General features: G+C 66.4%; 29 protein-coding genes. 19 read left to right on the forward strand and 10 right to left on the reverse strand.

Annotation, left to right across the window (positions count from 1 at the left end; genetic code table 11):
• Window positions 1-184 precede the first annotated feature (184 nt).
• The 3 genes from KV697_RS08495 to KV697_RS08505 all read left to right on the forward strand — a co-directional run bounded on the left by KV697_RS08495 (window position 185) and on the right by KV697_RS08505 (window position 2,904).
• Window positions 185-463 (forward strand): hypothetical protein, encoded by a 279-nt coding sequence (locus KV697_RS08495; RefSeq protein WP_219020911.1) that lies wholly within the window; start codon window positions 185-187, stop codon window positions 461-463.
• 10 nt (window positions 464-473) lie between these two features.
• Window positions 474-1,544, forward strand: coding sequence for a hypothetical protein (locus KV697_RS08500; protein WP_219020912.1), 1,071 nt, complete (start codon window positions 474-476; stop codon window positions 1,542-1,544).
• A gap of 118 nt (window positions 1,545-1,662) precedes the next feature.
• Window positions 1,663-2,904, forward strand: a complete 1,242-nt coding sequence (locus KV697_RS08505) for an aspartyl protease family protein (RefSeq protein ID WP_257575845.1) — start codon at window positions 1,663-1,665, stop codon at window positions 2,902-2,904.
• Here KV697_RS08505 and KV697_RS08510 read toward each other — a convergent pair.
• The 4 genes from KV697_RS08510 to KV697_RS08525 form a co-directional block, all read right to left on the reverse strand.
• The gene (locus KV697_RS08510) at window positions 2,898-3,149 is read right to left on the reverse strand and encodes a 3TM-type holin (RefSeq protein ID WP_219020913.1); all 252 of its coding nucleotides are present in this window, start codon (window positions 3,147-3,149) and stop codon (window positions 2,898-2,900) included. The two genes, KV697_RS08505 and KV697_RS08510, sit on opposite strands and share 7 nt — an antisense overlap.
• Window positions 3,146-3,703: a glycoside hydrolase family 108 protein gene (locus KV697_RS08515; protein ID WP_219020914.1), complete on the reverse strand. Its 558-nt coding sequence runs from the start codon at window positions 3,701-3,703 to the stop codon at window positions 3,146-3,148. The genes KV697_RS08510 and KV697_RS08515 overlap by 4 nt, the downstream gene beginning before the upstream one ends.
• A gap of 197 nt (window positions 3,704-3,900) precedes the next feature.
• A complete protein-coding gene (locus tag KV697_RS08520; protein WP_219020915.1) occupies window positions 3,901-4,800 on the reverse strand; it encodes an ROK family protein in 900 nt (299 codons plus the stop codon).
• Between the two features lie 126 nt (window positions 4,801-4,926).
• Window positions 4,927-5,340, reverse strand: coding sequence for a MerC domain-containing protein (locus KV697_RS08525; protein ID WP_257575748.1), 414 nt, complete (start codon window positions 5,338-5,340; stop codon window positions 4,927-4,929).
• Window positions 5,341-5,498: 158 nt separating this feature from the next.
• Between KV697_RS08525 and KV697_RS08530 the strand changes: the two genes are divergently transcribed.
• Together KV697_RS08530 and KV697_RS08535 are read left to right on the forward strand one after the other, a co-directional pair.
• Window positions 5,499-8,567, forward strand: a complete 3,069-nt coding sequence (locus KV697_RS08530) for a glycoside hydrolase family 2 TIM barrel-domain containing protein (RefSeq protein ID WP_219020916.1) — start codon at window positions 5,499-5,501, stop codon at window positions 8,565-8,567.
• Window positions 8,564-10,828 carry a S9 family peptidase gene (locus tag KV697_RS08535; protein ID WP_219020917.1) on the forward strand — a complete coding sequence of 755 codons (2,265 nt, stop codon included), beginning with the start codon at window positions 8,564-8,566 and terminating at the stop codon, window positions 10,826-10,828. The genes KV697_RS08530 and KV697_RS08535 overlap by 4 nt, the downstream gene beginning before the upstream one ends.
• Before the next feature lie 142 nt (window positions 10,829-10,970).
• Here the strand turns inward: KV697_RS08535 and KV697_RS08540 are convergent, their stop codons facing one another.
• A complete protein-coding gene (locus tag KV697_RS08540) occupies window positions 10,971-11,456 on the reverse strand; it encodes an SspB family protein (protein ID WP_042486441.1) in 486 nt (161 codons plus the stop codon).
• A gap of 71 nt (window positions 11,457-11,527) precedes the next feature.
• Here KV697_RS08540 and hisB point away from each other — a divergent pair, with 71 nt between their 5' ends.
• The 8 genes from hisB to KV697_RS08580 all read left to right on the forward strand — a co-directional run bounded on the left by hisB (window position 11,528) and on the right by KV697_RS08580 (window position 17,344).
• A complete protein-coding gene (gene hisB / locus KV697_RS08545; protein WP_007406107.1) occupies window positions 11,528-12,115 on the forward strand; it encodes an imidazoleglycerol-phosphate dehydratase HisB in 588 nt (195 codons plus the stop codon).
• Window positions 12,112-12,717, forward strand: a complete 606-nt coding sequence (gene hisH, locus KV697_RS08550) for an imidazole glycerol phosphate synthase subunit HisH (protein ID WP_219020918.1) — start codon at window positions 12,112-12,114, stop codon at window positions 12,715-12,717. The genes hisB and hisH overlap by 4 nt, the downstream gene beginning before the upstream one ends.
• The gene (hisA, locus tag KV697_RS08555) at window positions 12,714-13,448 is read left to right on the forward strand and encodes a 1-(5-phosphoribosyl)-5-[(5-phosphoribosylamino)methylideneamino]imidazole-4-carboxamide isomerase (protein WP_058732180.1); all 735 of its coding nucleotides are present in this window, start codon (window positions 12,714-12,716) and stop codon (window positions 13,446-13,448) included. The genes hisH and hisA overlap by 4 nt, the downstream gene beginning before the upstream one ends.
• Window positions 13,445-14,206 carry an imidazole glycerol phosphate synthase subunit HisF gene (hisF, locus tag KV697_RS08560; RefSeq protein WP_219020919.1) on the forward strand — a complete coding sequence of 254 codons (762 nt, stop codon included), beginning with the start codon at window positions 13,445-13,447 and terminating at the stop codon, window positions 14,204-14,206. Before hisA ends, hisF begins: the two co-directional genes overlap by 4 nt.
• A gap of 417 nt (window positions 14,207-14,623) precedes the next feature.
• Entirely contained in the window at window positions 14,624-14,779 is a 156-nt protein-coding gene (locus KV697_RS08565; protein ID WP_219020920.1) for a hypothetical protein, read from the forward strand.
• A 32-nt stretch (window positions 14,780-14,811) separates the two neighbouring features.
• Complete coding sequence (locus KV697_RS08570; RefSeq protein WP_076714945.1) at window positions 14,812-15,126, forward strand: phosphoribosyl-ATP diphosphatase; 315 nt, start codon at window positions 14,812-14,814, stop codon at window positions 15,124-15,126.
• Between the two features lie 17 nt (window positions 15,127-15,143).
• On the forward strand, window positions 15,144-15,521 hold the full coding sequence (locus KV697_RS08575) for a histidine triad nucleotide-binding protein (RefSeq protein WP_056430687.1): 378 nt from the start codon (window positions 15,144-15,146) through the stop codon (window positions 15,519-15,521).
• Window positions 15,522-15,805: 284 nt separating this feature from the next.
• Window positions 15,806-17,344 carry an amino acid permease gene (locus KV697_RS08580; protein WP_219020921.1) on the forward strand — a complete coding sequence of 513 codons (1,539 nt, stop codon included), beginning with the start codon at window positions 15,806-15,808 and terminating at the stop codon, window positions 17,342-17,344.
• 130 nt (window positions 17,345-17,474) lie between these two features.
• Here the strand turns inward: KV697_RS08580 and KV697_RS08585 are convergent, their stop codons facing one another.
• Window positions 17,475-18,467, reverse strand: a complete 993-nt coding sequence (locus KV697_RS08585) for an adenosine kinase (RefSeq protein ID WP_219020922.1) — start codon at window positions 18,465-18,467, stop codon at window positions 17,475-17,477.
• A gap of 128 nt (window positions 18,468-18,595) precedes the next feature.
• On the opposite strand from KV697_RS08585, the gene KV697_RS08590 reads away from it, so the two are divergent.
• From KV697_RS08590 to KV697_RS08605, 4 genes are all read left to right on the forward strand, one after another.
• Window positions 18,596-19,270 (forward strand): EI24 domain-containing protein, encoded by a 675-nt coding sequence (locus KV697_RS08590; RefSeq protein ID WP_219020923.1) that lies wholly within the window; start codon window positions 18,596-18,598, stop codon window positions 19,268-19,270.
• The gene (locus tag KV697_RS08595) at window positions 19,267-19,647 is read left to right on the forward strand and encodes a hypothetical protein (RefSeq protein WP_219020924.1); all 381 of its coding nucleotides are present in this window, start codon (window positions 19,267-19,269) and stop codon (window positions 19,645-19,647) included. The genes KV697_RS08590 and KV697_RS08595 overlap by 4 nt, the downstream gene beginning before the upstream one ends.
• A complete protein-coding gene (locus KV697_RS08600; RefSeq protein ID WP_219020925.1) occupies window positions 19,647-20,267 on the forward strand; it encodes a LysE family translocator in 621 nt (206 codons plus the stop codon). The genes KV697_RS08595 and KV697_RS08600 overlap by 1 nt, the downstream gene beginning before the upstream one ends.
• Window positions 20,268-20,455: 188 nt before the next feature.
• On the forward strand, window positions 20,456-20,692 hold the full coding sequence (locus KV697_RS08605; protein WP_058746830.1) for a hypothetical protein: 237 nt from the start codon (window positions 20,456-20,458) through the stop codon (window positions 20,690-20,692).
• 94 nt (window positions 20,693-20,786) lie between these two features.
• Here the strand turns inward: KV697_RS08605 and KV697_RS08610 are convergent, their stop codons facing one another.
• On the reverse strand, window positions 20,787-21,188 hold the full coding sequence (locus KV697_RS08610) for an HIRAN domain-containing protein (protein ID WP_219020926.1): 402 nt from the start codon (window positions 21,186-21,188) through the stop codon (window positions 20,787-20,789).
• 98 nt (window positions 21,189-21,286) lie between these two features.
• Between KV697_RS08610 and KV697_RS08615 the strand changes: the two genes are divergently transcribed.
• Both KV697_RS08615 and KV697_RS08620 read left to right on the forward strand, forming a co-directional pair.
• Window positions 21,287-23,143, forward strand: coding sequence for a M1 family metallopeptidase (locus tag KV697_RS08615; protein WP_219020927.1), 1,857 nt, complete (start codon window positions 21,287-21,289; stop codon window positions 23,141-23,143).
• Between the two features lie 224 nt (window positions 23,144-23,367).
• The gene (locus KV697_RS08620) at window positions 23,368-23,862 is read left to right on the forward strand and encodes a CHAP domain-containing protein (RefSeq protein ID WP_257575751.1); all 495 of its coding nucleotides are present in this window, start codon (window positions 23,368-23,370) and stop codon (window positions 23,860-23,862) included.
• Between the two features lie 169 nt (window positions 23,863-24,031).
• Here the strand turns inward: KV697_RS08620 and msrB are convergent, their stop codons facing one another.
• From msrB to KV697_RS08635, 3 genes are all read right to left on the reverse strand, one after another.
• Window positions 24,032-24,526 (reverse strand): peptide-methionine (R)-S-oxide reductase MsrB, encoded by a 495-nt coding sequence (gene msrB / locus KV697_RS08625; protein WP_219020928.1) that lies wholly within the window; start codon window positions 24,524-24,526, stop codon window positions 24,032-24,034.
• Between the two features lie 172 nt (window positions 24,527-24,698).
• Window positions 24,699-25,925: an ABC transporter permease gene (locus KV697_RS08630; RefSeq protein ID WP_219020929.1), complete on the reverse strand. Its 1,227-nt coding sequence runs from the start codon at window positions 25,923-25,925 to the stop codon at window positions 24,699-24,701.
• The gene (locus tag KV697_RS08635; RefSeq protein ID WP_374011400.1) at window positions 25,922-26,842 is read right to left on the reverse strand and encodes an ABC transporter ATP-binding protein; all 921 of its coding nucleotides are present in this window, start codon (window positions 26,840-26,842) and stop codon (window positions 25,922-25,924) included. The genes KV697_RS08630 and KV697_RS08635 overlap by 4 nt, the downstream gene beginning before the upstream one ends.
• Window positions 26,843-26,873: the final 31 nt, after the last annotated feature.

Here is a 26,873-nt window from a genome sequence, read left to right on the forward strand (position 1 = left end):
CAGTCGGAACCGGAATGGATGATCGGGACATCTTTTGGGACATGCCATTCGAATCAAACCGCATGATTCCAAAGTTTTCATGTCAAAATTCATAAAGCGAAAATGCCGCAAATGGACATATTCGTGATTTGTGGAAGCCGCGAATCATAGCATCAATATGCCGTCCAGACTTAGGGGAAGTCAGATGGCAAGCAACCATGTCGTTTTCAAAATAGATCGCGGCGAAGGCTTGGATTTCGTCAGCATAAAGATCAACGATACGCTTCTCGACTTCGATAACGACCAAGCAGGAAAAAGCCTGAAAGTCGGCACCCCCTTCGAAATATATTGGCGCATTCAGGGCAGGCCGGGAGCGAAGCTGACGATCAAATACACGGTCGACGGCATCGAGAGAATAGCCGTCGAGACGGCCATACCGACGAACCGCTCGCGGTTCACCGACTTCATGTTCCTCACGCTTTGAGGGCATGACCATGAAAGCGATGCTCCTCATACCGGCGCTGCTGATGGCAAGCGCACGGGCCCATGCGCAAACGTCGCAAGACGGGACCGAACAAGCCATACGCGACCGAAATCAGGCTCCGGACCTCGACATCCGAACGGGTTTTGCGGGAAGCGGCGTCCAGCTTTCCACGGGTAATGACAATACCAACGTGACGCTGGTCGGCGCGCGATCCTGGAGCAGATCGAACGATCGGCGGCTGAGCTTCAGTACCGCGTCCGCCATGCTCACCGCTCCCGTTTCCGACAAGGACAAGAAGGAAGGCGCCTTCCTGACCGAGGGCGGCTTGCCCAAATCACTGTCGCTGCAAGGGGCGCTGACAATCGCCTTTTCCCGCAATCCCCCGCTTCCCGGCACACGGGAGGAGCGATTCAGGGCATATCAAAAGCGGCAGGAACAATGTCGGTCGCTGGCAGAAACGGCGGAAGCGCGCGAGCAATGCGAGCGCCTCGCCTATTCGGCCAGCGGGGGAAGCGCACTGTACGATACATGGAATGATACGCCAGTCTGGTATCTCGGTGCATCATCGGCGATCGGCAAACGCAATTTTTCCTATCTGGCGACCGACGACTTTCAAAGCCGAGATGCCAACCGAACCGAATATTCGCTGAGCGCGTTCGGCGGCGTGAATCCCGGCAACAGGCCGCTCTATCTCGGCCTGGGGTATGAATATCGAAGCCAATATCAAGCCGTGTCGAGCCGGACACGATGCAAGGCGGCATCCACAGGTACTCAGGAATGTTTCACCGGCGCCTTCGCACAACCCGAACGCAACATAGATTCCTCGGTCTTTGCCGTGACCCGATGGCAATGGGAATTCGATCTCGGTCGGAGCGGTAAGTTGCCGGTCGGAGTCGCCGTCAACGCCGCGTACGACACGAGAGACAAGGTCTTCGGCATAGGCGTGCCGATCTACTTCATCTCCGGCGCCTCCGGGCTCAACGGCGGCGTTCGGGTGGACTGGCAGGATGTCGAGGACAAGGACGAGCGGTTTGGTGTGAGGATATTCGTGGGAACCTCATTCAAACTCTTCGGCAATTAAGCCCTAAGTCCCAAGCATGACGAACATTGCCCGGCCGTTCGCCGCGACCGGGCAATCGGCTTGTTTCATGCGATTTGCCGCGCGCGCAGCCTCCCGCTCGTTTAGGCGTTGGGGCGTGATGCGTTCGCTGCTCTATTTCGTCCCCATTCCCCTGTTGCTGACCGCCGCGATGATGGCCCCGGCCGCCCATCGCGACTCCAAGCCCGTCCCCGCGCAGGAGGATGTGGTCGCCGCCGCCGCGCGCGATCCGGGGGTCTCGATGCTGGCACCCGATGCCGAGCAGCGCTGGATTCCGTTTCAGCTGACACCGGGCAACCAGATCCGCTTTGCCATGACCATCGACGGGCAGAAGGTCAGCGCGATCCTCGACACCGGGGTCAGCTTCACCCTGCTATCGCAAAGCTCGCCCATCGCCGCCAAGGCCAAAGTGCGCCCCGGCGGACAGGCCAGCGCGATCGGCGGGCCGGTGGCGATCGGGTGGATGCCGACGCGCAACCTGTCGCTGGGCGGGCTGACCCGCAAGGGCGGCGGGGTGGTGGTCGCGCCGCTGCCTGCGCTCGCGACCGGGGATGCGACGCCCGTCGACCTGCTGGTCGGGCGCGATCTGCTCGCAGCCCATGCGCTCGACATCGATTATGCCGCCAAGCGGTTTCGGCTGATCCCGTCGGGCCGCATGCCCTTCACCGGCGCCACAGCGCCGCTGACCGTGTCGACCGAGCGGCGCGTCTATGAGAGCATGGTCGGGCTGGGCGCGGCGAAGCTGTCCCCGGTCATCGTCGATACCGGCGACGGCTCCGCGCTGACCGTCACCCAGGCGGGCTGGCGCGCAGCGAAGCTGACCTCGCTGCCGACCACCACCGCGATCGGCTTCGGGCTGGCGGGGCCGACGGTCAACGACCTGGCCATCGTGCCGAGCGTGCGGCTGGGCAACCTGACCGCCCATGAGGTGGAGGTGCGGGTCGAACCAGCCCAGGGCTTCAGCGAGTCGGTCGGCGCGGCCGGGCGGATCGGCTCGGGCTTCCTGCAACGCTATCGCGTGCTGCTCGACCCCGGCGCGGGGCGGATGATCCTGAAGCCCGGCCCCCAGGCCGACATGCCCGCCCAACGATCGACCGCCGGGCTGTTGATGGGCGTGGCGGGAGATCGCCTGCGTGTGCTGCACGTCATGCGCGGAGGCCCGGCGGCGGCGAGCGGCTGGCGCGAGGGCGACACGATCTGCGCCATCGACGGACAGCCCATCCCGCGCGACTATGTCGACAGCCCCGTCGCCCGCTGGACGGTGGGCAAGCCGGGCACCGTCGTCCATTTGCGCACCTGCGACGGACAGGACCGGACGCTGACGCTCAAGCGTTTCTACTGACGCGACTTTCCCCATTCGCGCGCGACCGTATAGCCCAGATAGCCGGTGCCGAAGAGCGCATAGAGCGGCTCAGGGATAGCGGCGAGATATTGCGCCATGCCGCGCACCATCGCCGCCGCCATGCCGGGCCGCACCCCCGCGAGCAGCCCCATCGGGATGCTCCAGAGCAGCAGCACGTACATGACATACAGGAAGGTCGGTCGCGCCCGGCGGGTCCAGAGGTCGGTGTCCGGCTCGCCGCTCATGACAGCCGGTCTGCGAGCCAGCCGTACAGGAACGCCTCATTGGCGGGGCGTCGCTCGGCAAGCGTCAGATAGCGTTCGCCCTGCAATGCCTCGACCGCCTTGAGCAGCACGACTTCGCCCGCAGCGCCGCGGTGGCGGAGAAAGGCGTCGAGCGCGGCCAGCGTCGCCGCTCCGATCCGCCCGTCCGCCGCCAGATCGGGATAGTCGCGCGCGCCGCGATTGAGCGCGTTGAGCGCACGTTGCAGGAAGGCGCTCGCGACGTTCGGTCCCATATTGACGCCGGTGTCGAACAGTTCCTCGGCCAGCCGGGGCGCGCGGGCGGCCACCCGGTCGAAGCCGGGCGCGGTCCAGTAAAGGCGGCGATAGATGGACTCCGCGCGTGCCAGCGGCAGGCGGCGCATCGGCCCCACATAGCCGTCAGCGCGCGCCACCGCCTCTGTAATGCCGAACCGCGTCGCCCCGCCGCGATCGGCGGAATGGTCGCTATAATCCCCCTCGCGCGCGATGACCTGCGCGATCATCGCATCGACGCGTGCTTCGTCCCCCTGCCCCATGATGCTCTCCCCCCCGTTACGGGACAGGAGGAACCATATCGGTTCGTTGTAGGACAGCACTTTTTAAGATTCCTCCCCTGCAAGGGGAGGTGGCAGGCCGAAGGCCTGACGGAGGGGTGTCACCCTATCGAGAGCGGGACACCCCTCCACCATGCTGCACATGGTCCCCCTCCCCTTGAAGGGGAGGAATGATGGCGTCAGTCCAGCACCGTACGTGCCAGCGCCAACGTGCCGAGCGGCCCGGCCTGGTCGCCCAGCTGGGCATGGACGATGCGGTTGGCGACCTCCGCCGCGTTGACGAAGGGCAGATAGCCCGACAGCTTTTCGACCGTCGCGGCACGCACCATGTCGAGCAGTTGCGGCTGGCCCACGCCCACGCCGCCGCCGATCACGATACGTCCGCACGCCAGCGTCAGGAACAGCCCGGCAAAGCTCTCCGCCAGCGCATCCGCGACGAAGGTCCAGGCGGGATCGTCCTGCGCCAGCTCCTGCGCCGGGCGACCGACGCGCGCCGCGATGCCGGGGCCTGCCACCAATCCTTCCAGGCAGTCGCCATGGAACGGACAGGCGCCCGCGAAATCGTCGCCCGCCATCCGGCGGACGCGGACATGGCCCGCCTCCGGGTGCATCCGGCCCGATACCGGCTGGCCGTTGACGATGATGCCCATGCCTACGCCGGTGCCGACCGTGACATAGACATGGTCGGACAGGCCGCGCGCTGCACCCCACTGCCCCTCGGCCAGCGCCGCGCCGGTCACATCGGTATGGATCGCGACACGCTCGCCAAAGCCCTCAGACAGCGCACCCGCCACGTCCGCACCCGCCCAGCCCGGCTTGGGCGTGGCGAGCATATGGCCATAGTCCGCGTCGGTCTTGTCGAGCGCGATCGGGCCGAAGCTGCCGATGCCCAGCGCCTCGGGCTTATATTGCTCGTGCCATTCGGCCAGGCGCTGGCGCAAAGCGGCCAGGGTGACGGCGGGGGTGGTGGTCGGCAGGCGCTCGGACACCAGGATGTCGCGCCCGCGCCCGATCAATACAATCGATTTCGTTCCCCCCAGTTCGACCCCTGCAACGATCCGATCCTGTGCCTCGGCCATGCCATTCTCCCGCCAGTCGCTTTGCTTGATAGCAGCGCGCCTGCGCGAAACGGCGGCGGGTGGTCAAGGGGCGGGAATCGGAAAATCGGCTGCGCGACCGCTTTCGATCGCGACGCGACGTTCGCGTTACAGGGTCATCAGTCGGTGCAGATTGGTGGCGCGCAGATTGGCGACATGCGCGACCGTCAGCACCAATCCACCCGCGACGGTCAACGCGGTCCCCATCCCCTGCCCCTCGAATGCGAGGCCAAGCATCAGCAGGAGCAAGCCGACCGCCCCCGCGATCATCGGGAAGACGACCCCGTGCCGTCGCCATCCGCCGAACAGCGTCAGCCCGCTGAGCGGCACGGCCAGCGCGAGCATGACGATATGGAACACCTCGCCCAGATCGGCCCATTCGGCGATGGCGGGCAGAAAGGCGATCAGCACCGGCAGGACCAGGCAATGGATCAGGCACAATGTCGAGGCGGAGATGGCCAGCGCATCCATATGCTGAAATCCGCCATGATGGCTGCGGGATACGGGAGCATCATCGATCATGAGCACAACTTGATACATTGTATCATGAATTTCAAGGCGTAACGGCCGGGCTTTGCATTCGTATTCCGTATAATATAGCGTTAACCTGAAAGACGGATCGGGAGGACGGGATGAAGACAGGCAACAGGCTTTGGTTGAGCGCGAGCCTATCCATCCTGATGGCTGGCACCGCCGCCGCGCAGACCACCCCCGCCCGCCCCGATTGGGAGAATCCCGCCGTCAACCATATCGGCAACGAGCCGATGCACACGACCTTCGCCGGGTTCGAGTCGCGCGCCGCCGCGCTGTCGGGCGACATGGCGAAGTCGCGCTATCATCTCTCGCTCGACGGGATGTGGCGGGTACATATGTCCCCCAATCCCGAGGTGCGGCCGGTCGGCTTTGAGGACCCGGCGCGCGACGTGTCGACGTGGCGCGAGGTGGCGGTTCCCGGCATCCTCCAGGCGCAGGGCCTGAGCCGCCCGATCTTCGTGGGCAGCGGCTATCCCTTTCCCCGCAACGAGCCGTTCATCGAGCATCGGCTGAACGAAGTCGCCTCCTATCGCCGCGACTTCACGGTCCCGGCGCATTTCGCCGGACGCCGCCTGCTGCTGAACGTCGGGGCGGCGGGCGCGGCCTATTATCTCTGGGTCAATGGCCAGAAGATCGGCTATTCCGAGGACTCCAAGCTCCCCACCGAGTTCGACATCAGCCGCGCCGCTCGGCCGGGCAAGAACACCATTGCGATCGAACTCTATCGCCATGCGGACGGCAGCTATCTGGAGGATCAGGATTTCTGGCGCGTCAACGGGATCGAGCGGTCGATCACCCTCTATGCCGCGCCGCAAACCCATATCCGCGACCTGCAGATCGATGCCGGGCTGAACCATGACTATCGCGACGGCACGCTGTCCGCCGAGGTCGATCTGGCGGGGGCGGCACAGGCGACCGCCGTGCGCGCGACGCTGCTCGACGGCAAGCGGGCACTTCTGACCCGCACCGTCACGCCGACCGGCCCCGCCGCCACGATCACCGCCGAGGTGCCGGGCGTGAAGACGTGGAGCGCCGAGGACCCCAATCTCTATACGCTGCTCGTCGAACTGCTCGACGCAAAGGGCAAGCTGATCGAGGCGACCAGCCGCCGCATCGGCTTCCGCACCGTCGAGATTGCGGGCGGCGAGGTCCGGGTGAACGGCAAGCGCATCATGATTCGCGGCGTCAATCGGCACGAGCATGACCCGCATACCTTCCGGATCGTGTCCGAGGAAACGATGCGGAAAGACATCGAGCTGATGAAGGCCGCCAACATCAACGCGGTCCGCACCTCGCATTATCCCAACGATCCGCGCTGGTACGACCTGGCCGACGAATATGGCCTGTACGTGATGGACGAGGCCAATATCGAGAGCCACGGCTACTTAAGCCTCACCCAGGAAAAGAACGATCCCACGCTCAACCTGGGGCACAAGCCCGAATGGGCCGCCGCGCATCTCGACCGGGTGCAGCGCATGGTCGAGCGCGACCGCAATCATCCCTCGGTCATCTTCTGGTCGCTGGGCAATGAAAGCGGCGTCGGCCCGAATTTCGAGGCGGCGGCGAAATGGGTCCGCGAACATGACAAGACGCGGCTGATCAACTTCCTCGGCTACAGCATGAGCGGCTGGCGGCACCCGACCAATGCGTACGTCGACATCTTCGCGCCCATGTATGACGATGTCGAGAAGCTGGCCGATTACGCCACGCGCCCCGAATTCACCCAGCCGCTGATCCTGTGCGAATATGCCCATTCGATGGGCAACAGCCTGGGCGACTTCCAAGGCTATTGGGACGTTTTCCGAAAATATCCCAAGCTGCAAGGCGGCTTCGTCTGGGACTGGGTCGACCAGACGATGATCCTGAAGGACAAGGATGGCCGCCCCTATTGGGGGCAGGGCCTGGACTATGATCCCGATCCCAAGGATGCCGGACTGCACGGCGACGACAGCCCGGTGGGCGACGGCGTGATCCAGTCCGACCGGACGCCCGATCCCGAATATTATGAGATGGCGCATGTCCAGTCGCCGATCCACTTCACCCATGAGGGCGGCGGCTGGCAGGTGGTCAACCGCCACGACCATATCGACCTGTCGCGCTTCACGCTGGACTGGGCAGTGCTGGAGAATGGCGTCGAGACCGCGCGCGGCAGCATCGCGACGCCTTCGGTTGCCGCCGGCCAGGCCGCGCCGCTGTCCTTCACCCTGCCGCCCGCAAAGGACGCCGCCGCCGAACGCTCGCTGATCCTGCGCGCGCGGACGAAGGCGGGTGCGATTCCGCCGCTGCCCGCAGGCCAGGTCATCGGCTGGGAACAGTTCGCGCTGTCCGCTCCGACCTTCGCCGCCGTCCCCGCCGGATCAGTCGCGCCGGAGGAAAGCGCCGATGCGATGACGCTGAAGGCGGCCAATGCCGTGCTGGAGATCGACCGGACAACCGGCCTCGTCCGCCGTTACGCCCGTGACGGAAAGACGCTGCTGACCGGCGGTACGCCCAATTTCTATCGCTCGCCGACCGACAACGATGTCGGCGCGGGCGTGCCCAAGAGCCATGCGATGTGGCAATATTTCTCCGACCATCGTCGCCTCGACGCCATCCGGCAGGAAGACAATGCCATCTTCGTCGATCACGACATGGGCGTCGGATCGGTCAAGATGCAGACCCGCTGGACCATGGCCCCGGACGGCGCGGCGACTGCGACGGTGCGCTTCGTGCCGCTGCGCATGACGCTGCCCGATCCGTTGCGCGTCGGCCTGGCCTTCGCAACGCCGGGGCAGCAATTCACGAACGTCAGCTGGTTCGGGCGCGGTCCGTGGGAAAGCTATGCCGACCGCAAGACCGGCGCGATGATCGCGCGCTGGGAGGGCAAGCTGGCGGACCAGTATCACGACTATGCCCGGCCGCAGGAGAGCGGCAACAAGACCGATATACGCTGGATTCAGCTGACCGGCACCGGCACGGGTCTTCGCGTCACGGGCGCGCAGCCCTTGTCGGTCAACGCCCTGCCCTTCCCATACAGCGACCTCGCGATGAAGCCGCCCGCGCAGGCGCATAGCTCGGACATCCGCCCGCATGGCGACGGTACGCTGCTGATCGACGCTGCCCAGGTCGGGGTCGGCGGCGATACCGGCTGGAATCTCGATGGCCGTGCGCACATGCCTTACCGTATCGCGCTCCAGCCGCTGACCTACAGCTTCACCATCGGAGCCGCCCGTTGAAGCGTCTTTTCGCCCTTGCCCTGTTGCTGACCACCACGCCGCTCGCCGCGCAGACCGTACCCGACCGGATCGCCGGGTCGCTGGCGCTTCGCGACCAGTGGCAATGGCTGACCCGCGACATCGCCTCGCCCGCCGAGTGGGACGCGGACGGGCGGCATTTCCATTACCGCAAGACCGTGGCGGGGGGCTTCGCCTTCGTCGATGTGGACGCCGCCACCCGCGCAAAAGCCCCCGCCTTCGACGCCGCCGCATTGGCGCCCGCGCTCGCCAGAGTCATGGGCGAGTCCGTGGCCCCCTTGCGCCTGCCCTTCGAGCATTTCAGCTATACGCCCGACCGTTCGGCGATCCGCTTCTCGATCGGCTATGACGACACCGTCTATCGCTGCACCCTCGTCCAGCCGGTCTGCGCGGTCCTCCCGCCCGAAAACGCCAGCCGCCCGCGCGGCTTCGGCGTGGTGCGCGACCTGCGCGTAGCCGCCGACAACCACCCTCGCCTGTCCCCCGATCGCAGGCTGGAGGCGCTGGTCCTCGACGACAATCTGGTCGTGCGGGCAGCGAATGGCGGCAAGGAGGTATGGCGTAGCCAGGACGGCAGCCCCGCCAATTTCTACGACCCCGAAACCATCGCCTGGAGCCCCGACGGCCAGCACATCGCGCTCCAGCGCGTCCGCCCCGGCTATGCCCGCATGGTCACGCGTGTCCTCGCCGCGCCGCCGGGCAAGGTCCAGCCGCAAGTCGTCCAGCAACTCTATCCCAAGCCCGGCGATGCGGTAGACCAGGAAGCACCCGTCCTGTTCCGCGTCTCGGACGGCAAGCGTACCGACATCGACCCCAGCCTGTTCGCAGGCGCCTACACCCTCTCCTCCCCCGAATGGCGCGCCGACGGCAAGAGCTTCGCCTTCAACGACCTGAAGCGCGGCTTCGGCGAGACGAAGATCATCGCGGTCGATGCCGAAACCGGCCGGGCGCACGCCGCCGTGACCGAGACCGCCAAGACCTTCGTCTTCCGCGACCGCATCTGGTCGCATGACGTGAAGGGACTGGGCCGCGAAATCCTCTGGGCGTCGGAGCGTGACGGCTGGCGGCATCTCTACCTGATCGACGGCGCGACCGGTCGGGTGGTGCGCCAGATCACCAAGGGCAACTGGCTGGTCCGCGACATCGTGCACGTCGACGACGAGAAGCGGCAGATCTGGTTTTCGGCCAGCGGCTTCGTCCCCGGTGAGGACCCCTATTACAAACACTGGTTCCGGGTCGATTTCGACGGCCGTAACCTGACGCGGCTGACGCGGGAGAATGCGACTCACGAGGTCCGCTTCTCCCCCGACATGACGACCTATGTCGACGTCTTCTCGCGCACCGACTTGCCCGAAACGATGGAACTGCACGACGCGCGTGACGGCCGCCTGATCCAGACGCTGGAAAAGGGCGACATCACCGCACTGGCCGCCGCCGGGTTCCGTCCGCCCGAACGCTTCACCGCCAAGGGGCGTGACGGGAAGACCGATATTTACGGCCTGGTCGTCCGCCCGCGCGATTACGATCCGGCCAAGCGCTATCCGGTGATCGAGAACATCTATGCGGGCCCGCACGACAGTTTCGTGCCCAAGGCCTTCTGGCCGTTCGGCGGATTTTCCGGCGGCGACAAGGTCATGGGGATGCAGCAGCTCGCCGACCTTGGTTTCGTCGTCGTGATGATCGACGGCATGGGCACCGCCAACCGCTCCAAGGCGTTCCACGATGTCGCTTGGAAGAACCTGGCCGACAGCGGCTTTCCCGACCGAATCGAGTGGATGAAGGCGCTGGCGGCCAGGGACTCCGGCGTCGATATTTCCCGTGTCGGCATCTATGGCGGCTCGGCGGGCGGGCAGAGCACGCTCAATGCGCTGCTCTTCCACCCCGAATTCTACAAGGCCGGGGTCGCCTATGCCGGGTGTTTCGACAACCGGATGGACAAGATCGACTGGAACGAACAGTGGCTCGGCTATCCGGTCGACCAGAGCTATCTCGACGCCTCGGGCGTGGTCCATGCGCACCAGCTACAGGGCAAGCTGATGCTGGTCGTCGGCGAGCAGGATTCCAACGTCGACCCTGCCAGCACGACCCAGGTGGTGGATGCACTCATCAAGGCGGACAAGGATTTCGACCTGCTGGTCATTCCCGGCGGGGAGCATACCGCCGGACGCAGCACCGGGCCGGTGGCGTATGCCATGCGGCGGCAATATGCCTTCTTCCTGAAGGCGTTGCGCGGGGAGGAGTGAGCTGTTTTCTCTTCCTCCCCTGCAAGGGGAGGGGGACCATGCGCAGCATGGTGGAGGGGTGTCCCGCTCTCGATAGGGTGACACCCCTCCGTCAGGCCTTCGGCCTGCCACCTCCCCTTGCAGGGGAGGAATTCCAAGGAACTTACTTCTTCCGCTTGAAATCCACCGCGACGACGTTGCTGCCGTCTTCGACCGGCTTGGCGACCGGCTCGTCATTCTCGGCCGAGCCGTGCGGATCGGGATCGCTCTGCGGATCGTCGGCGACGTGGAAGCCGAGCTCGAACTGCACCTCGGGGTCCTGGAAGCGGGTGATCGCCGAATAGGGAATCACCAGCTTCGACGGCACCTGGTTGAAGCTGAGGCCGACCGAGAAGCGATTCTCGTCCACCGTCAGGTCCCAGAAGCGATTCTGCAGGACGATCGTCATTTCGTCCGGGAATCGCTCGACCAGCCGCTGCGGGATGTCGACACCCGGCGCCTGCGTCTTGAAGGTGATGTAGAAATGGTGCGTGCCGGGCAGGTGCCCCGTCTCCGCCACCGGGCCGAGCACACGCCCCACCACGGCGCGCAGGGCCTCCTGCACGATGTCGTCATAGGGGATGAGGCTGTCGGGCAATCCTTCGGTCATATCCCTTGGACTAGCGGCCTTTGATCGCGGGTCAAGATTGCATGGGACGGATAGGTGTTTATGGGGAGGCCATGCGCACCGCCACCGTCCACCGCGCCACCGCGGAAACCGTCATCGACGTCACCGTCAATCTCGACGGCACCGGCGTCTATCAGAACGCCACCGGCATCGGGTTTCTCGACCATATGCTCGACCAGCTGTCGCGGCATTCGCTGATCGATCTGTCGGTCAAGGTCGAGGGGGACCTGCATATCGACGGGCACCACACGACCGAGGACAGCGCGCTGGCGATCGGACAGGCCTTTGCCAAGGCGCTGGGCGACAAGCGCGGCATCTATCGCTACGGCGAGGCGCTGTCCCCGATGGACGAAGTGCTGACCCGCACCGCGCTCGACATTTCGGGGCGGCCCTGGCTGGTGTGGAAGGTGCCGTTCACCAACCCGATGCTGGGCACGCTCCAGACCGAGATGATCGAGCACTGGTTCCACAGCTTCGCGCAGGAAGCGGGCATCACGCTGCACGTCGAGCTGCTGCACGGCCATAACAACCATCACATCGCCGAGAGCATCTTCAAGGGCCTCGCCCGTGCCCTGCGCATGGCGGTGGAGATCGACCCGCGCAAGGCCGACGCGATTCCTTCGACCAAGGGCATGTTGTGACGCTGGCGCTGATCGACATCGAGTCGGGCAATCTCCACTCGGTCGACAATGCCCTGCGTGCGGCGGGGGCGAGCGATGTGGTCATCACCGCCGACCCGGATGTGATCGCCAAGGCCGACCGGATCGTGCTGCCGGGCGTCGGTGCGTTCGGCGCCTGCGCGGCAAACCTGCGCGCCGTCGACGGACTGGAGGAGGCGTTGCGCGACGCCGCCCTCACCCGCGCGCGGCCGTTCCTGGGCATTTGCGTCGGTATGCAGTTGCTCGCCGACGCCAGTGACGAGATGGGCGAGCATCGGGGCTTGGGCTGGATCCCCGGCCGAGTCACGCGACTCGTCCCCGCCGAGCCATCGGCGAAGGTGCCGCATATGGGCTGGAACGATGTCCGGCCTGTGAGCGAGCATCCGCTGATCGTGCCCGGCGAAGCCTATTTCCTCCACAGCTACGCCTTTACCGGCGAGCATGTGCTGGCGACCACCGATCACTCCGGCCCCGTCACCGCCGCGATCGGCCGCGACACGGTGGTCGGCGCGCAATTCCACCCCGAGAAGAGCCAGCGTTATGGCCTCTCCTTCCTCACCCGTTTCCTGGAGTGGCATCCGTGAGCCTGATCGTCTTCCCCGCCATCGACCTGAAGGGCGGCCAAGTGGTGCGTCTGGCCGAGGGCGATATGGACCGCGCGACCGTCTATGGTGACGATCCCACCCATCAGGCGATGCTGTTTGCCGAGGCGGGTGCCCAGCATCTGCACGTCGTCGATCTGGACGGCGCCTTTGCCGGCGAGTCAGTCAATGGCGAGGCGGTGCAGGCGATCGTCAAAGCCTTTCCCGGCCATGTCCAGCTGGGCGGCGGCATTCGCAAGCCGGAGAATGTCGAGCGCTGGTTCGACCTAGGCGTTTCGCGCGTCGTGATCGGCACGGCGGCGCTGGAGAATCCGGATTTCGTGCGCGACATGGCCAAGGCCTATCCCGGCGGCATCGTCGTCGCGGTGGACGCCAAGGACGGCATGGTCGCGACGCGCGGCTGGGCCGATGTGTCGACCGTCTCGGTCGAGGATCTGGCCCGCCGGTTCGAGGATGCGGGGGTCGCTTCGCTGCTCTTCACCGATGTCGGCCGCGACGGGATGCTCAAGGGCTGCAACGTGCCCGCCACCGTCGATCTGGCACGCGCGGTGCGTATCCCGGTCATCGCCAGCGGCGGCGTGGCGGGGATCGGCGACATTCATATGCTGGCGCTTCATCATCAGGACGGCGTGGAGGGCGTCATCACCGGCCGCGCGCTCTATGACGGGCGGCTCGATCTGGCGGCGGCGCTGTCGGTGGCGGCGGCCGCATGACCGTCCGCGCGCGCGTCATCCCCTGCCTCGACGTCGCCAATGGCCGGGTGGTCAAGGGCGTCAACTTCGTCGACCTGATCGACGCGGGCGATCCGGTCGAACAGGCCCGCGCCTATGACGCGGCGGGCGCGGACGAATTGTGTTTCCTCGACATCACCGCCAGCCATGAGGCGCGGGGCACCATCCTGGACGTGGTGCGGCGGACGGCGGCGGTGTGCTTCATGCCGCTGACCGTCGGCGGGGGCGTGCGCACGGCGGAGGATGCGCGCGCGCTTCTGCTGGCCGGCGCAGACAAGGTGGCGGTCAATTCCGCCGCCGTCAGCCGCCCGGAGGTCGTTTCCGACATCGCAGAGCGATTCGGCAGCCAGTGCTGCGTCGCCAGCGTGGACGCGCGGCGCACGGCGGATGGCTGGGAGGTGTTCACCCATGGTGGGCGGCGCGCGACCGGGATCGATGCGGTCAAACATGCGCTGCGGCTGGCAGAGCTGGGCGCGGGGGAGTTGCTGGTCACCTCGATGGATCGCGACGGGACGCGGGGGGGATACGACCTCGATCTGATCCGCACCATCGCCGACCGGACCAGCGTGCCGGTCGTCGCATCGGGCGGCGTCGGCGGGCTGGACGACTTGGTCGCGGGCGTGCGCGACGGGCATGCTTCGGCGGTGCTGGCGGCGTCGATCTTCCACTTTGGCGATGCGTCGATTGCCGATGCGCATCGGGCGCTTGCGGCAGCAGGGGTGCCGGTTCGGGCCCATTGAGGCTAAGGCGGAGACGCTAAGCCTCGAAGATTTTTTGGTTCGCGCGGAGGCGCGGAGAGTTTGGTTGTGAAGTTGGCAATGGGCCTTTCACACTCGTGCGACACGTCTTCCGCCCGCCACCTGTCCCCAGCCTCCGTTCACGCTGAGCGAAGTCGAAGCGCACGCCCGGCGCTTTGCCCAGTGGCGCGGTTATCCCTTGGCCTTCGACTTCGCTCAGGCTGAACGGAGGATCGGGAGCTTACCCGATCGATCGGAAGACACGCACCGGTCTCGAAATGCAGGCCACAGCCCGCCCAACAACCAGACCCTCCGCGTCTCCGCGCCTCCGCGCGAACAAAAACCTTCACGTCCTCGCGTCTTCGCATGAGCCAAAATCCCCCGGATGACCCACGCCCGGACCGCTGCTAGACTCCCCCCATGCCGCTCGCCATCCTGACCACCGCCACCGCCCATAGCGGCACGCCCAAGCCGCGCACCCACCCCGAATGGTCCGACATCGGCCTGTTCGTCTTCGCGATCGGTGCGGTCTGGCTGCTGCGGCACCTGATGCGCCGCCGCAACCGCAAGGATTGACGCCGGCGCTTCCCCGCGCCACCCACGCCGTCATGGACATGTTCGACCGCCTCGAGACCACGATCCGCGCGCGCCGGGATGCGGGCGACGCCGCCACCTCCTATGCCGCCAGCCTGTTCGCCAAGGGGCGACCGAAGATCGCCCAGAAGCTGGGCGAGGAAGCGGTCGAGACGGTCATCGCCGCCATGGCCCAGCCCGACAAGATCGTGTCGGAGGCTGCCGACCTGATGTTTCACCTGATCGTCCTGCTGGCCGATACCGGCCACACGCTCGACGACGTTCGCGCCGAACTGGCACGGCGCGAGGGTGTGTCGGGCCATGACGAAAAGGCCGCCCGGCCCCGCTGACCCCCTGGAGAGTTTCGATGCCGATCGATGCCACCCTGCCCTATGACGACCAAAATATCTTTGCGAAGATCCTGCGCGACGAAATCCCGTCCCGGCGGGTCTATGAGGATGAGTGGGCGGTCGCCTTCCACGACATCGCGCCGCACGCCCCGACCCATATCCTCGTGATCCCGCGCGGCCCCTATGTGTCGTGGGACGATTTCGCAGGCCGCGCCAGCGAGGCGGAGATCGCCGGTTTCGTCCGCGCGGTCGGCCATGTCGCGCGCGAGGCAGGCGCGGTCGAGCCGGGATACCGGCTGCTGGCGAATATCGGGCCGGACGCCGGGCAGGAGGTGCCGCATCTTCATGTGCATATCCTGGCAGGCAAGCCGCTCGGCCCGATGCTGGCGCGCTGATCTGGGCCCGCCCCTCCCGCAGGCGGGAGGGGATGGGGGAGGGAAACGCCACGGGCGACAGGCTCGGTGAGACTCCAAACCCTCCCCAAACCCCTCCCGCCTGCGGGAGGGGCTTAAGAAAGGAAAGAAGGGTGGCAATCATCGCCTTTCCGCTCCCCCAACCGCATCCCGCGCACCTTAGGGATTGCGCGTAATAAAATTGCAGCTAACTTCCCGGATCATTCACCAAACGCCGGGCGTGTCCCATGTCGGGGCCGCCCTTCCCTCGGGGGGATTGGACATTCATGATTTTCGGGCGCGTTAAGCCTCTGGACGCCATTTTGGCGACCGCCGAGAAGAAGGGGCTGCAACGATCGCTAGGCGCGTTCCAGCTTACCATGCTGGGTATCGGCGCCGTTATCGGTACGGGCATCTTCGTTCTCACCTCCGAAGCCGCGCAGAAGGCGGGGCCGGGGATGATGCTGTCCTTCGTGCTGGCGGGGTTCGTCTGCGCGGTGGCCGCACTCTGCTATTCCGAACTGGCCTCAATGGTGCCGGTCGCGGGCTCGGCCTATACCTATACCTATGCGGTCATGGGCGAGTTGCTGGCCTGGATGGTCGGCTGGGCGCTGATCCTGGAATATGCGGTCGGCGCGTCGGCCGTCGCGGTCGGCTGGTCGGGCTATGTCGTGGGGCAGATTCGCAACCTGCTGGGCATCGACATACCGATGGAATGGGTCAACGGCCCGTCGTCGGGCGGTTACATCAACCTGCCCGCCGTGATCATCTCGCTGCTCGTCACCTGGCTGCTGGTCATCGGCACCACCGAGAGCGCACGGTTCAATGCGATCCTGGTCGCGATCAAGGTCGCCGCGCTGACCCTGTTCATCGCGCTCTCGGTGCCGGTCATCAACGGCGCGCATTTCGAGCCGTTCATGCCGACCGGCCTGACCGGCGTGGCGGGGGCCGCGGCATCGATCTTCTTCGCCTATGTCGGCTTCGACGCGGTGTCGACCGCCGCCGAAGAGACCAAGAACCCGCAGCGCAACGTGCCGATCGGCCTGATCGCCTCGCTGCTGTTCTGCACGGTCTTCTACCTGCTGGTGTCGGCGGGCGCGATCGGCTCGCCGCTGGGCGCGCAGCCGGTGCGCGACGCCGCCGGTGTCGTGCTGTCGCCCGGCACGTCGGAACTGGCCGCGCAGTGCAAGGCGATCGTCGCCAGCGGCGCGACCGAGCCGCTGTCCTGCTCGCGTGAAGCGCTGGCGCATGTCCTGCGCACCATCGGCTGGGAAAAGATCGGCAACCTGATCGGCCTGGCCGCCACGCTGGCGCTGCCGTCGGTCGTGCTCATGATGATGTTCGGCCAGACCCGCGTGTTCTTCACCATGGCGCGCGACGGCCTGCTGCCCGAAAAGCTGGCCTCGGTGCATCCGCGCTATCGCACGCCGCACGTCGTGACGATCGTCACCGGCATCGCCGCGACCTTGGCCTCGGCCTTCCTGCCGGTCGGCAAGCTCGCGGACTATTCCAACTCGGGCACGCTGTTCGCCTTCTTCATGGTGGCGCTGTCGGTGATGGTGCTGCGCAAGACCGATCCGACCCGCAAGCGTCCGTTCCGCACGCCCGCCGTGTTCATCGTCGCGCCCGCCGCGATGATCGGTTGCGCGTATCTGTATTTCTCGCTGCCGCTGGTCGCGATCCTGGTCCTGCCGGGCTGGGGCGCGGTGGGTCTGGCGATCTACTTCCTCTACAGCCGCAAGCGCAGCCATGTCGGGCGTGGCATCGTCGATGTGGTGGACGATCCCGCGATGCAGCCGGAGGTCGCCAAGCCGCTCGATCGCTGATCGGCTTTCGCGAAAACCAAAAAAAGGCCCGGAGGAGCGATCCTCCGGGCCTTTTGCTTTGGGGCCTGGCCCCTCGACCATCCCCTCCGGATGGTCCCCCTCCCCAAGCAAAGCTTGGGGAGGATTGGGATTAGAGGCTGGCGGCCAGGGCCTTCAGGTCGACCTGGGGCCGGGCGCCGAAATGGCTGATGATCTCGGCCGCGCAGGCCGCGCCCAACGTCAGCGAGGCCTTCAGATCATGGCCGTGCGTCTGGCCATAGAGGAAGCCCGCCGCGAACAGGTCGCCCGCGCCCGTGGTGTCGACCACCTTGTCGACCGGATGGGCGGGCACGGTCACGCGCTCATCGCCGCGCTGCGCCAGCGCACCCTTTTCAGCGAGCGTCACGACCAGCGTCTCGACCTTGTCCTTCAGCGAGGCGATCGCGGCCTCGACATCCGCCGTTTCGGTCAGCGCGACGATCTCGGTCTCGTTGGCGAAGATCACGTCGATCATGCCACCATCGATCAGTGCATGGAAATCGGCACGGTGGCGGTCGATCACGAACTCGGCCGAGGCGGTGAAGGCGACCTTGCGGCCCGCCGCGCGGGCGACGTCGATCGCGGCGCGCATCGCGGCGCGCGGCTCTTCCGGATCCCAGAGATAACCCTCGATATACAGATAGGCCGCATCGGCGATCAGCGCCTTGTCGAGCGCTTCGGCGGGCAGATAGTGCGAGGCGCCGAGGAAGGTGTTCATCGTCCGCTGGCCATCGGGGCTGACGAAGATCATGCAGCGTGCGGTGGTCGGCTGGCCGGGACGGACGGGCGTGTCGAACTTGACGCCCGCCGCACGGATATCGTGGCTGAACACCTCGCCCAGCTGATCGTCGGCGACCTGGCCGATGAACGCGGTCTTGCCGCCGAGCGCGGCCATGCCTGCCAGCGTGTTGGCGGCCGACCCGCCCGAAATCTCGCGACCGGGGCCCATCTTGGCATAGAGCGCGTCGGCTTCCTCCGGCGAAAAGACGAGCTGCATCGCTCCCTTGGTCATGCCGTTCTCGGCGATGAAATCATCCTCGGCGGAGGCAAGGATGTCGACGATGGCATTGCCGATCGCCACCACGTCGTAAGTGGGGTTGGTCAATTAACGGACTCCGGGAAACAAGCTGTGATGCCGCCGCCCTAGTCAGCGCGCTACCCCTGCGCAAGGGAGCCGCCGTATGGCCCCGTACCGCATTGACTTGCCCATGCCGCCCGCGCCATCGAAGAGCCATGATCCGCGCCTTTTTCCTGTCGCTCGCCCAGTTGGGCGATCCGGCGATCCGCCGGGTGCTGATCCGTTCGCTGGGCGTGACACTGGGCGTCTTCGCGCTGGCGGGCGTCGCCTTGTGGTACGGCATGCGCGCGGCGCTGACCGGATGGCTGGGCGTCCAGGCGGACGGATGGTCGGCCGCCTTCACCCTTGTCGTCGAACTGCTGGCGCTATGGCTGGCCTTTCGCGCGGTTGCGGTGGCGGTGGTGGGCGTGTTCGCCGACGATATCGTCGCGGCGGTCGAGGCGCGGCATTACCCGCATGCGCTGGCGAGCGGCAGGCCGGTTTCCTTCGCACGCGGCACCGCCATGGGTCTGGGTTCGGCTGCACGGGTCATCGCGATCAATCTGATCCTGCTGCCCCTGTACATCGTGCTGCTCGTGACCGGCGTAGGCACGGCGGCGGCGTTCCTGCTGGTCAATGGCTGGTTGTTGTCGCGCGACCTGGGCGACATGGTGTCGGCGCGGCACATGGACCGCGCCGCCATGCGTCGCTGGCGAAAGGCGACCGGGCCTGCGCGCTTCCTGTTGGGGCTTGCCGTCGCCACCCTGTTCGTGGTTCCGGGACTCAATCTCCTCGCGCCCGTCCTGGGGGCGAGCATGGCGACCCATTTCTTTCACAGGAGACAGGCGTGACCCGCCTCATCGCGCTGCCGCTGCTGGGCCTGACATTGCTGGCGGGCTGTACGGTGCCGCAGACCGCCGCGCCGGTGCGCAGCGGCGGCATGGCCCCGGTCCCCGTGCCCTATACCAGTGTCGGGCTTGAGCGGGTGATCGGACAGGACGCCGCCGGGCTGACCAAGTTGTTCGGCACGGCCGATGCCGATGTCCGTGAGGGGGCGGCGCGCAAGCTGCAGTTCCAGGGCAGTTTCTGCGTCCTCGATGCCTATCTCTATCCCAAGGACGGGGCCGAGCCGCGCGTGACCTATCTCGACGCGCGCGAGCCCGATGGCAGTTCGATCGACCGGGCGAGCTGCGTCGCGGCGCTGACCCGGCGCGACGGCGGACGCTGATGCGCCCCGACCTGTGGTTCGCCTTCGTCGCGGCGACCCTGGTCATCGGGCTGATCCCCGGTCCCGGCGTCGCGGCGATCCTGGGCTATGCGATCGGATCGGGACGGCGGACCGCCTTTGCCTCGGTCGGCGGGCTGATGCTCGGCAATCTGGCCGCCTCGACCGCCAGCCTGCTGGGCATGGGCGCGGTGCTAGCGGCCTCGTCCTTTCTATTCGGGCTGCTCAAATGGGCGGGCGCGGCCTATCTGATCGCGGTCGGAGTCATGGGGCTCTGGCGCGCGCGCAATGCCGATGCGGTGGCGATTCGCCCGCGCCTGATTTCGCCGCGCGCCGCCTTTCTGGGCAATCTGGGCGTCGGCACCTTCCATCCCAAGACCATCCTGTTCCTCGCCGCCTTCGCACCGCAGTTCATCGATCCGCACCGTGCCTATTGGCCGCAGGCCGGGATATTGGCGGTGACGTTCGTGCTGGTGCTGGCGCTGACCGACGGCTGCTATGCCTGGGCGGCGTCGAGCGCGGGCGGACTGTTGCGTTCGCCACGCGCACAGGCCTGGGCTCAGCGCGCGGGCGGCGGAGCCTTGATCTTCGCCGGGCTGGCGACGGCGACGATCCGCCGCTGATCCGATAGAATTTCAGTCATTTAGGCTTAGAAACAATCGGGCCTCTCTGAGCGACTGCGACATTTGTTCCACGCCTTTGTCTAAAAATTGATGCAGTGCGGGAACAAATTTACGAGCCCATGCTTTTGCGCTATCGGGACGATGAACACCACCGCGTCTTGGCGGTCGTTCGCCATGGGAGATTGATTATGATGAAGTTCCTGTCTGCTGTTGCCGCCACGGCTCTGGTTGCTGCTCCGGTCGCCGCTGCGCCGACCAACCCGGCTGCCAGCCTGTCGGTTTCGAAGTCGGTTCGCGCTTCGGCTCCGACCGCCAAGGGCAACAAGCTGGCCGGCGGCGGCATCCTCGCTGCTCTGATCGCTGCTGGCGTCGTCGCCATCGGCGTTGTCGCGATCGTCAAGGACGACAACGCGGACAGCAACTGATCGTCACGGGCGGGGCTTGGGCCTCGCCCGGACCATCACCGCTCAGGCGGACGGAAAGGGAGCCGGTTTCGGCTCCCTTTTTTTGTTGTCCGCCTTACGCACCCCAATCGGGGCCGTCGGGATCGGCGTAGAAGCCATCCTCGACCTGCTCGGGCCGCGCCTCCGCGATGGACGGCAACGTCGGCGCACCGCCACCGAAACGCACCCGGATATAGGCGACCGAGCCTGTGATGCCCTGAAACACCGCCCGCACCTGCTCGCCGCGCCGTATGCGCATGCCGATCAGCGGTGCCCGCTCGGCGGAGAGATAGCCCACCTGCACGTCACGCGCGCTGAACACCGCGACCGCGTTCGCATCATGCCGGTTGCGCGGCTCGGGACGCAGGCTCACCGGATCGCCGACCGCAGAGGCGAGCAGTTCGAACCGCCGATTGCTCCGCGCCTTGTCCTCATTGGGAAAGTCGATCCCGACCACCGCCAGCGTCAATTCGTCCATGCCGCCTAACTGGTTATGCGAAGCCCCTGCGTCCAGGGCCCTCCCATTCATCGGCGATCCGGCTATGGTGCAATCATCCTGTCCCATTCGGAGTGCCCATGTCCCTGGCCGCCCTGGCGATGCTGCTCGCCGCCCAATCCCCCGCCCCGAACGTCGCGCCGGTCCTGACCTCCCCCGATGCGCGTGACGTCCACAGCTATGCGCAGCCCCTGGAGGCGCGGGTCACCCATGTCTCGCTGAACCTCTATGCCGATTTCGACACCCATGTGATGCGCGGGATCGCGACTCTGTCGGTCGATGCCCGGCCCGATGCAAAGCAACTGGTCGTTGACGATAACGGCCTGCGCATCGTCACCGTCACCGACGCGCAGAACCGTCCTCTGCCCTACACGGTCGGCGCGGTCGACAAGGTGCATGGCGCGCCGCTGACCATCACGCTGAACGGCAATCGCACGGTCAAGATCGCCTATGCCTCTGCGCCCGGCGCCAAGGCGCTGCAGTGGCTGTCACCCGAACAGACGGCGGGCAAGAAACAGCCCTATCTGTTCAGCCAGGGCGAGGCGATCCTCAACCGCAGCTGGATTCCGACCCAGGATTCGCCCGGCATCCGCCAGACCTGGGACGCCACCGTCAATGCCCCCTGCGCGCTGACCGTCGTGATGAGCGGCGAGCGGACCGGCGAGACGCCCTGTGCCGATGGCCGCCACACCGCCAGCTATCGTATGGACAAGCCCGTCGCCCCCTATCTGATCGCGCTGGCGATCGGCGACCTGAAGTTCAAGCCGCTCAGCGCCAACACCGGCATCTGGACCGAACCCGCGATGCTCGACAAATCGGCCTGGGAGTTTGCCGGGCTCGACAAGTTCGTCACCGCCGCCGAGGGGCTGTACGGCCCCTATCGCTGGGGTCGCTATGACGTGCTGGTCCTGCCGCCCAGCTTCCCGTTCGGCGGGATGGAGAACCCCATGCTCACCTTCGCGACGCCGACCGTGCTGGCGGGGGACCGCAGCCTCGTCAGCCTGATCGCGCATGAACTGGCGCATAGCTGGTCGGGCAATCTCGTCACCAACGCGACTTGGGACGATTTCTGGCTGAACGAAGGCTTCACCAGCTATTTCGAGAACCGGATCATGGAGTCGATGTATGGCAAGCGCCGCGCCGCCATGGAGGCCGACCTCGCCTGGACCGACATGCAGAATGCGGTGAAGGAAGCGGGCGGCCCGCAGTCGCCCGACACCAAGCTGCACCTCGATCTGGATGCCAAGCGCGATCCCGACGACGGCATGACCCAGATCGCCTATGACAAGGGCGCGACCTTCCTGCGCACCATCGAATCGGTCGTCGGCCGCGCTCGCTGGGACGCGTATTTGCGCGGCTATTTCGACCGCCATGCCTTCCAGCCGCAGACCAGCGCGGGCTTCCTGGCCGATCTGCGCAAGAATTTGCTCAAGCCCGGCGAGGACGCGAGGATCGGCGTCGACCAATGGGTCTATCAGCCGGGCATCCCCGCCAACGCCGTCCATGTCCGTTCCGACGCCTTCCCCGCGATCGACGCGGCGGCCAAGGCGTTCGCGGCCGGTGGTCCCGTATCGGCGGTGCCCGACAAGGTGACGACGCAGGAATATGTCCGCTTCCTCGACCAGTTGCCCCGCCAGCTGTCCGCCGAACGCCTCGCCGCGCTCGACGGACGGTTCCGCTGGAACGAGACGGGCAATAGCGAGATCCGCTTTGCCTGGCTGCGCCTCGCGCTCGCCAACCGCTATCCGCCCGCCGAGGCCTCGGCCGAGCAGTTCCTGACCGCGCAAGGGCGCCGCAAGTTCGTCGCACCGCTGTTCCAGCAGCTTCAGGGACAGGGCGAATGGGGCCAGGGACTGGCCAAGCGAATCTACGACAAGGCGCGTCCCGGCTATCACTCGGTGACGCAAGTGACGGTGGATCGCCTGTTGAGGCGATAAGCCGAGCCTTCCGAGCGGCGAAACGAGGAACGAAAAAATCGTTTCGCCACTCGCCTTTCAAGTCACCGCCGCCGAAACACCGTTCACCGGATATGGTTCTGGCGGCGCTTTCCAATCCATTTAGCCCCGGTTAATCGAAACTCACACCGACATTCCGACCGGGGGGTCCAGTGAAGTTCAAGGCATTCGCAGTGCGATTCGCGCTGATGGCAACGTGCGGCCTGATGATGGCCACCCCCGCTGCCGCGCAGTTCTGGCAGTGCGCACCCTATGCCCGCGAAATCTCGGGCATCGACCTCCACGGTAACGCCAACACCTGGTGGGGCCAGGCCGAGGGTCGCTACGACCGTGGCCACACCCCGCAGGAAGGTTCGGTCCTTGCTTTCGAATCCACCAGCCGGATGCGCGTCGGCCATGTCGCCATGGTCAGCAAGGTCGTCAGCGACCGCGAAGTCCTTCTGACCCATGCCAACTGGTCGCGTCGCGGCGGCATCGAGCGCGACGTTCGCGCCGTCGACGTTTCGCCCAACAACGACTGGTCGATGGTCAAGGTCTGGTACGGCCCCAATGGCGGCCTGGGCACCTCCGCCTATCCGACCAAGGGTTTCATCTATTCGGGCCATAAGAGCGGCGTCGCCGACCTGCCCGCCACCCAGATCGCCTCGCGTGATGGTGGCCGGGTTTCGGGGATCCTGACCTTCGCGGCGCCGATCCAGTAATCCTCGGCCGGGCGTCAGAAGGCCCAGCCCATAGCGCTGAACGTGCGCTTCGACTTCGCTCAGCGTGAACGGATGTGGTGGAACACCCTGCTTCAATTCCGAGCGGCCAAACTACCGAAATCCCGTTCAGCCTGAGCGTCGTCGAAGGCCAGGGGAAACCCTCCCCAACTCACCCCGCCTGGAACGTCATCGCCACACCATTCATGCAATAGCGCTTGCCGGTCGGCTTCGGCCCGTCATCGAAGACATGGCCCAGATGTCCGCCGCAGCGGCTGCAATGCACCTCGACCCGCTCCATCATCAGCGACCGATCGGACTCGCTCCCCACCGCGCGCGGCAGGGGTGCCCAGAAACTGGGCCAGCCGGTGCCGCTATCGAACTTGGTCTTCGATGAAAACAGCGGCTGTCCGCAGCCCTTACAGGCGAAGATGCCGCTGCGATGCTCGTCGTTGAGCGGACTGCTATAGGGCCGCTCGGTCCCTTCGCGCCGCAGGACGTTATAGGCCGCAGGACCGAGCTTCTGCTTCCACGCCGCATCGCTCATCGCGACCGGAAAGCGCTCCGCCGCCTCGGCCTGACGCCCGCAGGCGGACAGCCCCACGCCCAAGGCACCCAGGCCTACCAGCGAGAGGAAATGGCGGCGATCGGAAGGGGATGCGGTCATCAACCTAAGATAGGAAGGCCATGCCGACCGGCAAGGTCGACAAGTTCCTCCCCGGCACGGGGAGGGGGACCATGCGCAGCATGGTGGAGGGGGCGTGCCGCAAAGGACGTCCCGAGTGGATGCCCCCCTCCGTCAGGGCTTCGCCCTGCCACCTCCCCGTACCGGGGAGGATTTACGCCCCCTTGCGGCGCCAGAATGGCCGTGTGCTGCCGGATTGCAACACGCCGCGCCGGAACAGCCGCGCGCCCAGCGTCACGAACAACGCCACCCACAGCGCCTGCCACGCCAGCGCCACCGCATGCGGCCAGAGCGTATCGCTCGCGGCCGCCACGCCCGCCATCGCAAAGGGCGAGGAGAGCGGAAACACCTCGGCGACCAGCGCCAACCAGCTACCCGGCTGCGACAAGCCGCTCAGCGTCAGGGTGAACATGCCGACCTGGACGATGGTGATGGGCAGCGAGAGCATCTGGATCTCGCGCATGGTCGAGGCCTGCGCCCCAATGGTCAGGAACACCGAGCCGAGCAGCAGATAGGCCATGGTAAAATAGGTGACGAACAGCACTGTGAACATCGGCAGGCCGATCGCAGGCGACAATTCGCCGACCATTCCGGCAAAGGCGGGCGGCAACAGGCTCGCCACCTGACCGAGCACCGTGCCCCAGAAGGTGATGAACAGCACCGCGACCCCGAACATGCCCAGCAGCTTGCCCAGGAACACCGCCTCCAGCGGCACGGCGGCGGCGAGCACCTCGATCACCTTGTTCGACCGCTCCTCGGCCATGGTACCGACCACCTGCCCCGCCAGGAACAGGGTCAGGAAGAAGACGCCGAACACCGCCAGGAACGCGGTCTGGTTCTGCCCGCCCAGCGTCGCGCGCTGCCGCGAGAAGGGCCGTTTCTGCGGCGTCACCTTGGGCAGTTCGCCGCCCAGCCGCTCGGCCGAAAGCGCACCCCCGGCCAGCACCGCCAGATAGTCCGCCGCCCGCGCACCCCGCGCACCATAGAGGATCGTCGGCCGATCAAGCGGGCCGTAGAGCACGGCGGTCGCATCATAGTCGGGCGACTCGAACGCGGCGCGTGCCTGCGCCGCCGGATCGCGCGCGGGGGGCAGCGTCACCAACTCGGGTGGCTCCTCGTCGCGGCGGAAGATGGTGCGCGACTGGCGATCCGCATCGACAAAGGCTTGGGCGACCGTGCCGGGCACGATCGCGACGATGCGTACCCGGTCGGTGCCATGGTCCGCCGCCTGCGCCGCGCCCATCGCGCCGATGGTGCTGAACGCCACCATGATGAGCGGCGCGAACAGGAACAGCAAGAAGATCGGGGTATAGACGGTCGCGATGAAATCGCGCCGCGCGATGGTCAGGGTCTGGCGGATCAACCGGCGGGTCGGGCTCATGCCGCCATCTCCTGTTGCGCCTGTTCGCCGACGATGCGGACAAAGGCTTCGTGAAGGCTGGGACGCTCGATCGAAAGGTTCAGGATGCCCGCCCCCGCCGCCAGAAGGCGGCCCAGCAACGGCTCGATCCCGTCTTCCGGCAGCGGGAAGTGCCAGTCCGCGCCGTCACGCACCGCGTCGGCGGGCAGCAGCGCGGGCGTCACCCGGTCCGGGTCACGCGGGCGATAGCGGACCCGCGCGGTCAGCGTGCTGCGCGCCTCGTCCACCGTGCCCTCGAAGCGGCGACACCCGCCCGCGATGATGGCGAGGCGATCGCACAACCGCTCGGCATGGGCCATGACGTGGGTGGAGAACAGGATCGTCGCCCCCCGGTCGCGCTCGCCGAGAATCAGCGCCTCCAGCCGTTCCTGATTGACCGGGTCCAGCCCCGAAAACGGCTCGTCCAGCACCAGCAGCTTCGGGCGGTGGACGACCGAGCCGAGCAGCTGGACCAGCTGTGCCATCCCCTTGGACAATTTGCGGATCTTGCTGTCGGCGGCATGGCCCAGGCCCGCCTGCTCGAGCAGCTCGTTGGCCCGCGCACGGCCCGTCTTCCAGTCCAACCCACGCAGCGAGCCCATGAAGGCGATCGCCTCGCGCGCCTTCATCGCCGGGTACAGGCCACGCTCCTCGGGCAGATAGCCGACCAGATCGCTGGCGTCGCGCGGGTGGGCATGGCCCAGCAGGCTGCGCTCCCCCTCATCGGGTTCGATGATGCCCAACAGCATCCGAAGCGTCGTCGTCTTGCCCGCGCCATTGGGGCCGAGCACCCCGTACACCGCACCCGCCGGCACGGCGATGTCGACGCCGTCGACGACACGCCGGTCGCCGAAGCGTTTGGCGAGGCCCGAGGCGCTGACCGCCCACTGATTATCCACGCAGATTGTCCCTCCCTGATCGCCTGTGGTA

The sequence above is a fragment of the Sphingomonas sanguinis genome (assembly GCF_019297835.1).
Lineage (GTDB): Bacteria > Pseudomonadota > Alphaproteobacteria > Sphingomonadales > Sphingomonadaceae > Sphingomonas > Sphingomonas sanguinis_D.